Here is a 12,892-nt window from a genome sequence, read left to right as displayed (position 1 = left end):
CGATTCTCCCTAGTGCACACCGGCCATATGTCGGCGCACCCATGGTGTGAGTGCGACGACGATCAGACCGGCACAGATCGCCACTGCTCCGGTGATTCCGAAGTACGCGAATTCGTGGTCCGCGTCATAGAACCGAGCCAAAGTACCGGACATCGAGGTTCCGATGCCAATGGAGAAGAAGTACAGCGCCATCATCTGGGCACGGAACGCCTCGGGCGCCAACTGCGTGGTGACCGAGAGACCGATCGGGGAAAGCAGCAGCTCGGAGACCGCGAATGCGCCCATGATGAGCAGCACGGCCAGCGCTGGCACCGATTTGCCACTGCTCCCCGAGAACAGCACGAACAACCAGAACGCCAGCCCCATGCCGATGACGCCGAGGGCGAATTTGCGCGGTGTACTCGGGGCACGATTGCCCAGCTTGGTCCACATGAGCGCGAACAGCGGCGACAGGCAGATGATCCACACCGGCTCCGCCGCGCCGATCCAGTTCGACGGTGCGGTCCAGCCGAAGATGGTCCACCGCAACCGTTCATCGGAATACACCGCGAGGACTGTGAAGATCTGCTGGAACAGCGACCAGAAAACCGCATTCGCGATGAACAGCGGTATGAAAGCACGAACCCGGCTGCGCTCGACCGACGTTACCTTTGCGCTGGTCAGCATGAGTACGAAGTAGGCGAGCGCGGCCCCGATGATGACGACGGTGGTGACCTCGGACAGGTTGTCCAAGTTCACCAGGCCGGTGATCAATGCCAGCGCGACCACGATGGCCGCCCCGGCCACGATGCCCAGTATCGGTCCGACGGCGTTGCGCGGCAACGGATTGGGCACATGCCTGCCCGCAGTGCCGAGGTTGCGCCGGAACACCACGTACTGCGTCAGCCCCAACGCCATGCCCACCGCGGCCGCACCGAAGCCGTAGTGAAAGCCCCAATGCCGTTGCAGCAGACCGGTGAGCAGCGGGCCGACGAACGCACCGAGGTTGATGCCCAGATAGAACAGCGTGAAGCCGCCGTCCAAGCGCGGATCACCCGGCCGGTAGAGGGTGCCGAGCAGCGAGGAGGCATTGGCCTTCAGTCCGCCGCTGCCGAGCGCGACCAGCACCAGGCCGACTCCGACACCGCTCACTCCGGGCAGAACCGCCAGCGCGATATGCCCGGCCACGACCACAACGCCGCCATAGAAGACGGTGCGTTCCATACCGATCAATCGATCGGCGATCCACCCGCCGAGCACCGTGGACAGATACACCAGCCCGCCGTACGCGCCGACGATCCCGACACCGGTGCTCTGCGATAAACCCAGTCCGCCCTCGGTCGTCGAGTAGTACAGGTAGTACCCGAGGATGGTGAGCATTCCGTAGAACGAGAAGCGCTCCCAGAGTTCGACTCCGAAGAGATTGGTCAACCCGATGGGGTGACCGAATAGGTTTCGCTCCCGAACCGGTTGCTCCGCCATTGCTGCGTCGGACATGCTCAGACCCTCCCATATGGGCGGGAATTTTCCGGCATCCTGAACCAGGAATTCCCTGCTCACAGCCGATATGTCCAGACATGCGAGTCGCCGCCGGAGCAATCCGCCAACCGGTCCTCCACCTTGGAGGTACCCGTCCAGTGCGCTCTTTCAGCGAATTACAGGCAATGTCGAATATTCGTCGGCCGCGATCGGTGACGCACAGCACTCGACGAGAAAACCGGAGAATCTGCCGGTAAAGTTCGCCTCGCTGGACGGGGAAACCTCGTTTGTTGGCTGGACGGGGGAACCTGATGAAGCGCTCGAGCGCCCGTGCGGCGCTGCTGCTCGCCGTGATCGGCGCGCTGGTGTCGGTGCTCGGCTCCGGATGCGCGTCGGTATCCGCGGTGGATGCCGAGCCCGTTGAGGGTGCACCGCAGGAACCGCCACTGACGGCCAACACCCTGCACGCGGAGTTGCGCTTGTCTCCGCTGCGGTGTCAGCTGCCACCGATCGAGATGAGCGCGGAGGGTCAGCGGCAATTCGTCCAGACCGAACTGGACTGCCTGACGAAGGCCTGGGATCCGGCGCTGCGCGCGGCGGGTATGACCCTCGCGCCGCTGCAACTCGTGGTGGTCGACAACGTGACGACCGGATGCTCGAAACAGGTTCAGTCCACCGATCCGGCGTTCTATTGCGGCGGCACTGTGTACTGGCCGACCGACGACCCCATCCATCGGGGGTGGGGTTCGCAACTCGGGCAGTACCTGATGTTCGTCGTGATGCACGAATACGGCCACCACCTACAGTCCTCTACCGGCATCCTGCGCACCGCCGATCGAGATATCGGTACCGCGGGCGAGAAGTCACCGCTCGGATTGGAACTCAGCCGACGCATCGAACTCCAAGCCCAGTGCCTGGCGGGCGTGATGCTGGCGGCAGCGCAGGCAGGCGGCATATTGCCCCCGGCAGAGGCCGCGGATCTGATCGATATCCAATCCGATACCGAAGAGGATCCGACCCACGGCACCGGGGTGAACAGTCGGCGCTGGGTCGAATCGGGTTACCGCAGCGCCTCGACATCATCGTGCAACACCTGGGCGGCCGCGCTCGACAAGGTGGAATGACCGCGCAGGGGCGACGGACGGCAAGCGGCCGGGCGGGGTACCAGGTCGTGATCTCGTCGTAGCAGCTCACGGTCGTCGTGAAGTGGATATGTCGCGCGACGGCCGCGATAGAGCGTCAGGCGATGGACAGGGCTATGCCGTCGAGGATGTCGTGTTCGCTGACGGTGAGGGCGGAAATGTCGGCGCGGCGGGACAGTTCGTAAGCGAGCACCTCGGTGATGACGGCGCCGCCGCCGATCACGTCGACACGGCCGGGATGCATGGGGCCGAGGGCGGCGCGCTCGTCGTGGTTCATGCCGATCAGGCGATCGCAGACCTCGCGCACTTGGTCCAAGGTGAGGCTGGTGAGATGGACACGCTCCGAATCGTATTCGGGCAGATCGAGGGCGACGGCGGCGATAGTGGTCATGGTGCCCGCTACGCCGACCCAGGTGTGCGCGCCTTCGACCGGCACCTTCGCGAATGCCTCCGCCAGTCGCTCGGTGGCGAATTCCCGTGCGGCGGCAACCTGTTCGGCGGTCGGTGGATTGCCCGGCAGGCACCGCTCGGTAATGCGTACGCAGCCGATATCGGCGGAGAATGCGGCACGCACACCATCGCTGTCGCCGACGACGAGTTCGGTGGAGCCGCCGCCGAGATCGACGACAACGAAGGGCCCTGCCTCGCTGGCCAATTCGCCGACCGCACCGGCGAAGGACAGCCGTGCCTCCTCGTCACCGGTGATCACCTCGGCCTCCGCACCCGCCACCACGGTGCCGAGTTCGGCACGGGCCATGGCGAAGAAGTCCTCGCGGTTGGCGGCATCGCGAGTCGCGGAGGTCGCGACCATCCGCACCCGACTCACCCCCGCCTCCCGCATCAGCGCGACATAATCGGCGAGCGCGACCCTGGTGCGCTCGATCGCCTCCGACGCAAGCGCCCCGGTCGCATCCACCCCCTGCCCCAGCCGCACAATGCGCATCTCCCGATGCACATCCACCAACCGCCCATCGCCGAGCACCTCGGCGATCAATAGTCGAATCGAATTCGTCCCGCAATCGACTGCCGCTACCCGATTACTCATGCTCAGCTCCGCTCATATCAGCACCGGTTCATTTCCCACTCGCGCTCACCGCGCGCCCAGTCATCCCAGCGCCTACGCCGCCCGCCGCAGCACCCACGCTCAGCGCATCGCGGACGCTCACCGCGGCACCCGCAGACGTCACAGCACCCGCATATGTCGCGGCACCCGTGCTCATTGCAGCACCCACGCCCAGCGCGACACCCCACGCCTCGCGACACCCCACGCCTCGCGACATCCACGCGCACCACAGCGGCGCCCACGCCCGCTGCAGCATCCACGCCCAGCGCGACACCCCCACGGGTCACAGCACCCACAAGCGGCGCGGCACCCACAAGCGGCGCGATACCCACAGAGGTCGCGGCACCCACGCTCACCACAGTGCCCACGACCGCCGCGGCACCCACGCCCAGCGCACCATCCACACCCACTGCGGCACCCGCACACGCCCCGCCATTCGCACTGATCACAGCACGCATGTTCGCCCCAGCGCCCGTGGTCAATTCAAGCGCCGCGCTCATGTCATTGCCCGTTGGTCGGAGCGTGAGGTGGCTCGTATTTCGGCCAGTCGGCCGGGACCGCGGTGCCGCGCAGACCGCTGTCGGCCGCCATGGCTACTGCTTCGTCGCCGAAGGGGTTGACACCCGGGCCCTTGGCGAGGGAGTGGGCGATCAGGACGTGCAGGCATTTCACTCGTTCGGGCATGCCGCCGCCGGTGAAATCGGTGCCGAGGGATTCGATTTCATTGCGCTCGGCCAGGTAACTCTCGTGGGCGGCGCGGTAGGCGGCGGCCAATTCGGGGTCGGTGGCGAGGCGTTCGGTCATTTCCCGCATGACGCCCGCGGATTCCTGCCTGCTCGCCTCGGCGGTGAGGCGCGGATCGGTCAGGTAGTAGAGGGTCGGGAACGGGGTGCCATCGGGCAGCCGCGGCGCGGTCTTGACCACCGCGGGCAGCCCGTCCGGAGTGCGGTAGGCGACGGCGAGTACGCCGCGCGGTTCGCGTCCCAGCTGCTTGGCGATGATCTCGAGATCGCGGTCGTTCGGTGCGGTCACCTGGGTCCTTCCGGTGCTGGCTGCGGCGCGGCGGGCGGCGCGTGCTGAAGCCCTGCGGGCGCGGGGGCCTGCTGCGGTTGCGAAATACTGCGCCAGAGTTCGGTGTACCAGGGCTCGGGCGCTTTCGACTGGGTCGGTGCGGGGGGCGGCGCGGGCGCTTCGATACCGGGCACCTGGACGATATAGGGCGTCTCACCCGGCATCACCAGCCGCAACCGGTCCCTGGCCTCGGAGCGCACATAGGCCGGATCCTGTTGCTGCGCACGGCGATCCCGCAGCTTGGCGAGATCGGCCTCGAGTTCGATGCGCTCCTGCGCCAAGTGCGCGGCCTCGGCGCGCTGGGTGAAATAGGTGCGTAGTGGTACGGCCAAAGTCAGCGCGAGTGCGCACACGACGATGGCCAGGATGACCGCTTTACCGGTGGATAGCCCGAGGATGGTGCGATCGTGCTTGTCCTCGTGCCTACCGGAGCGCAGACCTATCTTTTGCGGCTTGGCCTTCTCGGCGGCTTCGGACCGTCTGCGGGTCGTGCGCTTCGGTGCGGCCGCCGGCGATTCGGCGGCCGGGCGCGATCTGGCAGAACGCGACGTGCGGCGGTTCCCACGTCCGGCCGGACTGGATCCACGCGCACGTCGCTCTGTCATACCGCTCCTGTATCTAACTTGCGGCGCTCCCGGGGCCGTCCGTGGTTACGAGGGCTGCCTCCTCCGGGCCCGTCGCTCGCACCGCGGCTGGCTAGCCTTCGAACGCGAACCGCGGGAACGCGACGTCACCCGCGTACCGTGCCGAATCACCGAGTGCATCCTCGATGCGCAGCAGCTGGTTGTATTTGGCGACGCGCTCGCTGCGGGCCGGGGCCCCGGTCTTGATCTGACCGCTGCCGACCGCGACGGCCAGGTCGGCGATGGTGGTGTCCTCGGTCTCACCGGAGCGGTGGCTCATCATCGTCTTGTAGCCGTTGCGGTGCGCGAGCTCGACGGCATCCAGAGTCTCGGTCAGCGTGCCGATCTGGTTGACCTTCACCAGCAGCGCATTGGCCGCGCCCTTGGTGATGCCTTCCTCCAGGCGCTCCGGGTTGGTGACGAACAGGTCGTCGCCGACCAACTGCACCTTGTCGCCGATCTGATCGGTCAGCGTGACCCAGCCGTCCCAGTCGTCCTCCGAGAGCGGGTCCTCGATGGAGACCAGGGGGTAGGCGGCGAGCAGTTCGGCGTAGAACTGCGCCATCTCGGCGGCCGAGCGGACGCTGCCCTCGAACTTGTAACCGCTGCCAGCGGTGTAGAACTCGGTGGCGGCGACATCGAGTGCGAGCGCGACATCGGTGCCCAGCTTCAAGCCCGTCTTCGCGATGGCGACACCGATCAGGTCGAGCGCTTCCTTGGTGCCCGCGACCGACGGTGCGAAACCGCCCTCGTCACCGAGACCGGTGGACAGGCCCTTGGACTTCAGTACCGACTTGAGCGCGTGGTACACCTCGGCGCCCCAGCGCAGCGACTCCTTGAAGGTGGTCGCGCCGATCGGGGCGACCATGAACTCCTGGACGTCGACGCCGCTGTCGGCGTGCGCGCCACCGTTGAGGATGTTCATCATCGGCACGGGGAGCACATGCGCGTTCGGGCCGCCCAGATAGCGGAACAGCTCCAGGCCCGAGGATTCGGCGGCGGCGCGGGCCACCGCGAGCGAGACGCCGAGCAGGGCGTTCGCGCCGAGGCGGGACTTGTCCGGGGTGCCGTCCAGATCCAGCAGGACCTGGTCGACGGTGCGCTGCTCGACCGCGTCCAGACCGATGACGGCAGGCGCGATCTCGTCGAGCACACCCTCGACGGCCTTCTGCACACCCTTGCCGCCATAGCGCTCGCCGCCGTCGCGCAGTTCGACGGCCTCGTGCTCACCGGTGGAGGCACCGGAGGGCACGGCAGCCCTGGTCAGGGTGCCGTCGTCGAGGGCGATCTCGACCTCGACAGTGGGGTTTCCGCGAGAATCGAGGATCTCGCGAGCTCCGACCTGTTCGATGATGGCCACGAAAACGACACTCCTTCGGCTGTTGGCACGGTAGGTCTGACGGGAAGGGCCGTGCGCCTGCGAGCCTAGCGTCCTCGACGACTGCGCAGTAACCGGCACTCCGACGAATCGCATCGCACTCTCGCGACGAGCATCCGTTGTTTGCTCCAACGAGTGCTCATGCCCGGCGCCCGACGCTGTACGCGGCGGCGCGATCACGGACGGTCAATAGGTAGGCATTGGACTGGTTGTAGGTCAATAGAGCCTGCTGCCAGCCGCGCTCGGAGGTCAGATCGCCACCGCTCGCGCACAGGTAGCGGGCCGCGGTGAGTGCTGCGTCATCGATATTTTGCGGATCCGCGACACCGTCGCCATTGGCATCGACACCCCAGCGCTTCCAGGTCTCCGGAATGAATTGCAGTGGGCCCAGCGCCCTGTCGAACTCCGGATCGCCGTCGAGCTTGCCGCTGTCGGTGTCCTTGACAAGTGCCACTCCCGGCGCACCGTCGAGTGGGATGCCGATGATCGGCGGGCGCACGGTGCCATCCGCGTCGACCGCCGAACCGCGATGGGTGCCGTGCTTACTCTCCACGCTGGCGATCCCGGCAATGGTGGTCCAGGCGATTCCGCAGTCGGGCCGGGACCGGCCCATGATCGCCGCGGCATAGCCGTACGACTCCAGGGCAACACTCGGAATGCCGAGTTTGTCGGATTGCTCGTCGGCCCAGTCGCGTAACTGCACGGCGGTACGGCCGGGCGCGTCCAGATCGATCAGCGGCAGCGGCGTACCCGGACCGGGCGGAATGCCCTCGGGAATGGGCGGCAGATTGCGTTCGGCGCCGCAACCGGCGAGCACGAGGGTCACCATCGCGGCGACCAATACGCCGGTCAGCTTCGCGAGCATTCCTCCATCATCCGGATCCGAACGACCATTCCCGCGAAGCACGCGTCGCGCCGAGCCCAACGTCATGTATCCCTCCCCCTTGCAGACCCCAGCATGCCCGGTGGTCATGCGCTCCGTGATCCGAGATTACCGAGCAGATCGTCGATTACGCAGCCGTCGATTCGCCCTCGCAGAACTACCGTGCATCACGCACAAGCTGTACGGGAAACGCCTAACCGAGGAGTTCGCGGGTCGCGCTGTGCGCCGGGGTGGTGAGGACCGCTGTCGCCGAGCCGGATTCGACAATCCGGCCGTGGTCGAGGACGACCAGTTGCGAGCAGTGTCCGGTGACCAGGGTCATATCGTGGGTGATTACGAGTAGGCCGGTGCCGTGTTCGGCGCGGATGCGGTCCAGCAGCGTCATGATCGAGATAGCGGTGTTGTGGTCCAGGGCCGAGGTGATCTCGTCGCAGATCAGCACGGCCGGCTCGGCCGCGAGCGCTCTGGCAAGTGCCACTCGCTGGCGTTGGCCGCCGGAGAGTTCGTGCGGGTAGCGGGTGGCAAGATCCGGCGCGAGTTCGACCGAGTCGAGTAGATCGGTAATACGCTGCGCCAGTCCTCGTTTCGATACCCCAGCGAGTCGGCGCAGCGGGCGGCCCAGGGCCTGGGCGACGGTGCGTCGGGGGTTGAGCGCGGACCGCGGGTTCTGCGTAACCAGCTGAATACCATTGCGGCCGTTGCGAGCTCGTCGGCCAGGTCCGACCGGGATCGACTCGCCTCGCAGTTCCAGCGATCCGGTCGCTTCCCGGTGCAGGCCGGCGAGCACCCGCGCGAGAGTGGTCTTTCCGGCTCCCGACGCCCCTACGATCGCCAGTGCCGCACCGCCCGGCAGTACGAAATCGATGTCCGCCAATACTTCGTGCCCGGCGATCGAGGCACCGATATCCTGGGCGCGCAGTATGGGTTCCATCGGTTGCGCAGCCGACTCGACAGTCCTCGAGCGCACTGCCACCGCCCCCTGCCCTACGGGCTGCGCAGCCGAGCTTGCGATGTCGATGTTTCGGCCGAAAGGCACCTCCGGTGCCATCGCCGATCTCACGATCGACGCGGCGCTCCCGTTCGGTTGCGATGAATTCGATGCACTCGAACATGTCGGCACAGCTGTGTGGGCGATTACCTCGGAATGCACCGCGCCTAGTTCGATCACGTTATCGGCGATGGCATGGATAGTCGCGGTGTCGTGCCCGGACAGCAAGATTGCGGCGGAGCGCTCGGTGGCGATATCGGCAAGCACCTGGGCGATATCGGTACGGAGTGAACCGTGCAGCCCGGCCAGGGGTTCATCGAGAATGAGGATCCCGGTGTGGCGAACGAGCGCACGCGCGAGGGCCACCCGACGCTGCTGACCGCCGGAGAGTTCGCCGGGGCGACGGCGCAAATGCTCGTCGGATAGGCCGACCAGTTCCAGGGTTTCGGCCACGGCGGCGTCGGGGTGGCGAACCTCATTCAGCAGGGAACGCACCCGCATCAGCGGATTGAGGGCCGAGCCGGGATCTTGTCCGACATAGGCGACATGATCACGCCGGAACCGTTGCAGCGCTCCAGGAGGCAACGCGAATACATCCTGTCCGGCCACAACGGCCGCCCCCGCGGATCGCCGGGCTCCTGCTGGCAAGTGCCCGAGCAATGCCCGCATCAAGGTTGTCTTGCCCGATCCCGATGGACCGGTCAAGGCGGCTACCTTGCCCGCCGCGACGCTGAAACTGGTGGGCTCGAACAATTCCTGACCATTCGATCCGCATACGGTCAGCGCATCGACGACGACAGTCGCATTCATCTCTGGTCCTCCAAAGCATTGCCCACCACCGGCGACTCCGTACCGGTCATCGACTCGGAACCGTGCGACCTGCGAACAGCCCATCGTCGCCGACGATGCTGATCGAACGAGGTCACCGCGAGATTCACGCTGACCGCGACCACCGCGATCGCCAGACTCGGCGCCAGCACGGACCATGGGTTGAGGAGCATGCCGGAGGAGTTCTCGCGCACCATGACCGCCCAGTTGCTCGCGCCGAGCGTGGTCGGCAGTTGCAGAAACGATGCGGTGCTGACCACATACACGCCCTCTACGAAGCGAAGACCGAGTTGCGCGGCCAATACCGCGCGCAAATTCGGGATAACCTCACGGAATACCAAGTGCGGCAGAGTTTCACCGCCGGCTTGGGCGGCTTCGACATAACCGCTGGACGCGACACCAGCAGCGGCCGCCGCGAAAACTCTTGCGCTGTACGGAGTCCCGAAAAGCAGCGCCACCACCACAAGCCCGTAGACACCGGCGTCCGGCCATGCCGTCAGCACCAACAAGATCCCGAGTACCGCCGGAAGCAGGATCGCGAAATCGGCAACGCCCTCGATCAACGCACCGACCCGGGGACGCAATGCCGCGATCGCACCGAGCACGCACGACAACCCGGTCACCGCGACCGCGATCACGCCCGCCAGCAACAGCAGGCCCCAACCGCCATAGAGCAGCTGCGCCAGCACATCCCGTCCGAGCCGGTCCGTACCCAACAAGGTGTCCGCACCCGATCGCGCGAACGGTATCCCGACCGCCTCCTCGGCAGGTCGAGTCGCCAGGCACGGACCGAGCGCAGCAGCGATAACCACCACCAGCGCGGGCAATACCGTGAGGAAACGCTTCACTTGCGACCTCCGGGACGTCGAAATCCGGTCATATTCGCCCCCGCGATGCCCAGGTCCGGATCCCGTCCGCCATGGCCAGCATCACCATGATGACCACCCCGGTCAGCGCGACCACCGCGGCGATCAGGGAGGTGTCCCGATCGGCCACCGAACCCGCCAGCACCGCACCGAGTCCTGGATAGTTGAAGATGGTCTCGACGACCAGCGCACCGCCGAGCAGCATCCCGACCGTGGTCGCGAAACTCGCCACAATCGTCGGCAGCGCGAACGGCAGCACATGCCGGGTCAGCACGACGGTAGTCGAAAGTCCTTCCAGCACCGCACTTTCCACATGCGGCGAGCGCGCGGAATCGAGTAGCGCCGCGCGCACCACCCGGGTGTTCCAGCCGGTCTGCGGTATCGCCAATGCGAGCACCGGAAGCACCAGCATGTCCGGACTGGCCGGGAATCCGGAACGCCCGGTAATGGTGACGGCGGGCAGCCAACCCAGACCCAAGGAGAACACCAGGATCAACAAGGTCGCGATGACGAACTCCGGAATCGCCGCCGCCGCAGTGGTAGTCGGCTGCAGCAACCGGGTAGCCCGGCCGCGCCGCGCCGCCCACCAGCTGCCGAGCAGAAGCGAAGCGAAGACCGTCACCAGGAAGGCGAGCCCGCCGAGTAGCAGCGTCGGCGGAAACTTATCGGCCAGTAGCTCATTGATCGATCGCCCGCGCGCGGTGCGGCCGAAATCACCGGTCGCCACACCGGATATCCAGTCGAGGAACCGCGCCGGCAGCGGACGGTCGAGGCCGAGCTCGTGTTCCTTCGCCGCGATCTGCTCCGCGGTCGCGTCGCGGCCGAGCACCGCACGGGCGGAATTACCCGGCAGCAGATCGACGGCCGCGAACACCGTCGCCAGCAGCGCGACCAGCAGGACGACGCGCCGGATGAGGAGTCGGGCGAAGGAGATCACTCCGCGAGCCAGGCTCGTTCCAACTGCACCCTGGCGAAGCCGCCGAGGGTCGGCACATCCCGCACCCGGGAGGTCGCGATATCGATACCGTCGGCCATGCCCCAGACCAGATAACCCCCGCGGGCGTACTGGATCCGCTGCACGTCACGGCAGGCCGCCGCGTATTCCGAGTCATCGGCCGCGGCAAGGGCTTTCGCAGTTGCCGCGTCGAATTCGGCATCCTTGAAGGCGGTTTCGTTGCGGTTGGATGCCGAGGACATCAGCTTGGTCGCGAAGAACAGTGTGGAGTCATTCGTGCCCCAGGAGACCGTGTACAGCGGTGCCTTCAACCAGGTCTGGTCGTAGAAGGTATTCGACTCCTGCGTCACGACATCGAGGTGCAGCCCGATATCCGCCAGCTGCGTGGCGATCACCTTCGCCGATTCGACCTCCCCCGGGGCCTCGGCCTTGGTACGGAACTGGTAGCTGCGCCCGGTATCGAATCCGGCATCGCGCAGCAGCGACTTCGCCCGGTCCACATCGCGGTTGCGCTGCGCAATGGTGTTGTCGTACAACGGATCACCGGTGCCGAGGATATCGTTCGCTACCGTGCCGTACCCCGAATGCACCTGATTGACCAGGGCCTTGCGATCGACACCCAGCCGAATGGCCTCGCGCACCCGCGCATCGGCGAACGGCCCGTCGGAGGTCCGCATCGCCACACCGACCATGGTGTCGTTGGACCGCCGCACCACCCGCAGATCACCGCGCCCCTCGGCGGTACGTCCCGCAATCGCACCGACATTCGAGGCCAGATCGATCTGCCCACCGAGCACCGCATTACCCAGTGCCGTCACGCTGTCGAACATGGTGACCTCGATCGCGTCCAGCAGTGGCGCCGGACCGTACCACCGATCGTTGCGCACCAGCCGGGCATTGCCACCCTGATAGGACTCCAACCGGAACGGCCCGGTGCCGATGGCCTTGGTGAAATCGGTGGTGTCTTTCTTGACTGTGAAGGTCATCAGCCGAACCAGCAGCGGCAGTTGGGAATTCGGCTCGGGCATGGCGATGACGACCCGGTTCGGACCGTCTGCGGTGATGTCCTCCACGGCGGCAGGCATTTTCGACGCACCGCCGACGGTCCGCAGCCGACGCAGCGACCAGACCACATCATCGGAGGTCACCGGGGTCCCGTCGTGGAATGTCGCACCGTCGGCGATGGTGAAACTCCAGCGGCGTCGCTGCGCATCGGCTTCCCACCGACTGGAAAGGCGCGCAGCAACATTCGGGTTCGCGCCGTGTACCGTCAGCGCGTCGTACACCAGCGAGGTGATGAGGAAATCGCTGTCATTGCTGAGATTCGCATGCGGATCGCGTTCGATGCGCGCCGCGCTGCCGAGCGCACCGACCCGCAGGGTGCCACCGCGCCGCGCGGGTCCGCCCGAATTGCCGCCGTCCGAACATGCGGCGACCAATAGCACCGCACCGACACCGAGTCCCGATCGCAGGAGTTGTCGTCGATTCCATTCCATGGTGCTGCCTTCCTCGAACCTCAACGAGTTACCCGCGCGCGACCGCGAACCCTAGCGAATCTAGCTAGGACAGGCTAGCCTAATAGGGCTCCGGGCGTTGAACTTTGCCGCAGCGCAGCTATCAGCCACTACCCCGAAGAC

Annotated in this window: 11 protein-coding genes; 1 reads left to right on the top strand and 10 read right to left on the bottom strand. The window is 66.2% G+C overall.

Annotated elements, in window-relative coordinates; all coding sequences use genetic code 11:
- Positions 1-9: 9 nt before the first annotated feature.
- Positions 10-1,476, bottom strand: a complete 1,467-nt coding sequence (locus AB0J47_RS06435) for an oligopeptide:H+ symporter (protein WP_364341193.1) — start codon at positions 1,474-1,476, stop codon at positions 10-12.
- Between the two features lie 293 nt (positions 1,477-1,769).
- On the opposite strand from AB0J47_RS06435, the gene AB0J47_RS06430 reads away from it, so the two are divergent.
- Positions 1,770-2,582, top strand: coding sequence for a neutral zinc metallopeptidase (locus tag AB0J47_RS06430; RefSeq protein ID WP_364341191.1), 813 nt, complete (start codon positions 1,770-1,772; stop codon positions 2,580-2,582).
- A 115-nt stretch (positions 2,583-2,697) separates the two neighbouring features.
- Here AB0J47_RS06430 and AB0J47_RS06425 read toward each other — a convergent pair whose 3' ends face one another.
- From AB0J47_RS06425 to AB0J47_RS06385, 9 genes are all read right to left on the bottom strand, one after another.
- Positions 2,698-3,645, bottom strand: coding sequence for a Ppx/GppA phosphatase family protein (locus tag AB0J47_RS06425; protein ID WP_364341189.1), 948 nt, complete (start codon positions 3,643-3,645; stop codon positions 2,698-2,700).
- A 519-nt stretch (positions 3,646-4,164) separates the two neighbouring features.
- Positions 4,165-4,695 carry a DUF501 domain-containing protein gene (locus tag AB0J47_RS06420; protein WP_364341187.1) on the bottom strand — a complete coding sequence of 177 codons (531 nt, stop codon included), beginning with the start codon at positions 4,693-4,695 and terminating at the stop codon, positions 4,165-4,167.
- Positions 4,692-5,339 carry a septum formation initiator family protein gene (locus AB0J47_RS06415; protein ID WP_364341185.1) on the bottom strand — a complete coding sequence of 216 codons (648 nt, stop codon included), beginning with the start codon at positions 5,337-5,339 and terminating at the stop codon, positions 4,692-4,694. Before AB0J47_RS06415 ends, AB0J47_RS06420 begins: the two co-directional genes overlap by 4 nt.
- A gap of 91 nt (positions 5,340-5,430) precedes the next feature.
- A complete protein-coding gene (gene eno, locus AB0J47_RS06410; RefSeq protein ID WP_364341183.1) occupies positions 5,431-6,717 on the bottom strand; it encodes a phosphopyruvate hydratase in 1,287 nt (428 codons plus the stop codon).
- A 157-nt stretch (positions 6,718-6,874) separates the two neighbouring features.
- Entirely contained in the window at positions 6,875-7,600 is a 726-nt protein-coding gene (locus AB0J47_RS06405; protein WP_364341181.1) for a lytic murein transglycosylase, read from the bottom strand.
- 211 nt (positions 7,601-7,811) lie between these two features.
- On the bottom strand, positions 7,812-9,416 hold the full coding sequence (locus AB0J47_RS06400) for an ATP-binding cassette domain-containing protein (protein WP_364341179.1): 1,605 nt from the start codon (positions 9,414-9,416) through the stop codon (positions 7,812-7,814).
- Positions 9,413-10,282, bottom strand: coding sequence for an ABC transporter permease subunit (locus AB0J47_RS06395; RefSeq protein ID WP_364341177.1), 870 nt, complete (start codon positions 10,280-10,282; stop codon positions 9,413-9,415). Before AB0J47_RS06395 ends, AB0J47_RS06400 begins: the two co-directional genes overlap by 4 nt.
- A gap of 28 nt (positions 10,283-10,310) precedes the next feature.
- Entirely contained in the window at positions 10,311-11,237 is a 927-nt protein-coding gene (locus tag AB0J47_RS06390; protein ID WP_364341175.1) for an ABC transporter permease, read from the bottom strand.
- Positions 11,234-12,751 carry an ABC transporter substrate-binding protein gene (locus AB0J47_RS06385; RefSeq protein WP_364341173.1) on the bottom strand — a complete coding sequence of 506 codons (1,518 nt, stop codon included), beginning with the start codon at positions 12,749-12,751 and terminating at the stop codon, positions 11,234-11,236. Before AB0J47_RS06385 ends, AB0J47_RS06390 begins: the two co-directional genes overlap by 4 nt.
- Between the last annotated feature and the right edge of the window lie 141 nt (positions 12,752-12,892).

This window comes from Nocardia sp. NPDC049737 (genome assembly GCF_040674755.1).
In the GTDB taxonomy this organism is placed as follows: Bacteria; Actinomycetota; Actinomycetes; order Mycobacteriales; family Mycobacteriaceae; genus Nocardia.
This window is presented reverse-complemented; position numbering and strand designations above follow the sequence as displayed.

Bases quoted from the DNA above. Each gene is read 5' to 3' on its own strand.
- AB0J47_RS06435 (WP_364341193.1), bottom strand. From the start codon at position 1,476: ATGTCCGACGCAGCAATGGCGGAGCAACCGGTTCGGGAGCGAAACCTA.
- AB0J47_RS06430 (WP_364341191.1), top strand. From the start codon at position 1,770: ATGAAGCGCTCGAGCGCCCGTGCGGCGCTGCTGCTCGCCGTGATCGGC.
- AB0J47_RS06425 (WP_364341189.1), bottom strand. From the start codon at position 3,645: ATGAGTAATCGGGTAGCGGCAGTCGATTGCGGGACGAATTCGATTCGA.
- AB0J47_RS06415 (WP_364341185.1), bottom strand. From the start codon at position 5,339: ATGACAGAGCGACGTGCGCGTGGATCCAGTCCGGCCGGACGTGGGAAC.
- AB0J47_RS06405 (WP_364341181.1), bottom strand. From the start codon at position 7,600: ATGCTCGCGAAGCTGACCGGCGTATTGGTCGCCGCGATGGTGACCCTC.
- AB0J47_RS06400 (WP_364341179.1), bottom strand. From the start codon at position 9,416: ATGAATGCGACTGTCGTCGTCGATGCGCTGACCGTATGCGGATCGAAT.
- AB0J47_RS06385 (WP_364341173.1), bottom strand. From the start codon at position 12,751: ATGGAATGGAATCGACGACAACTCCTGCGATCGGGACTCGGTGTCGGT.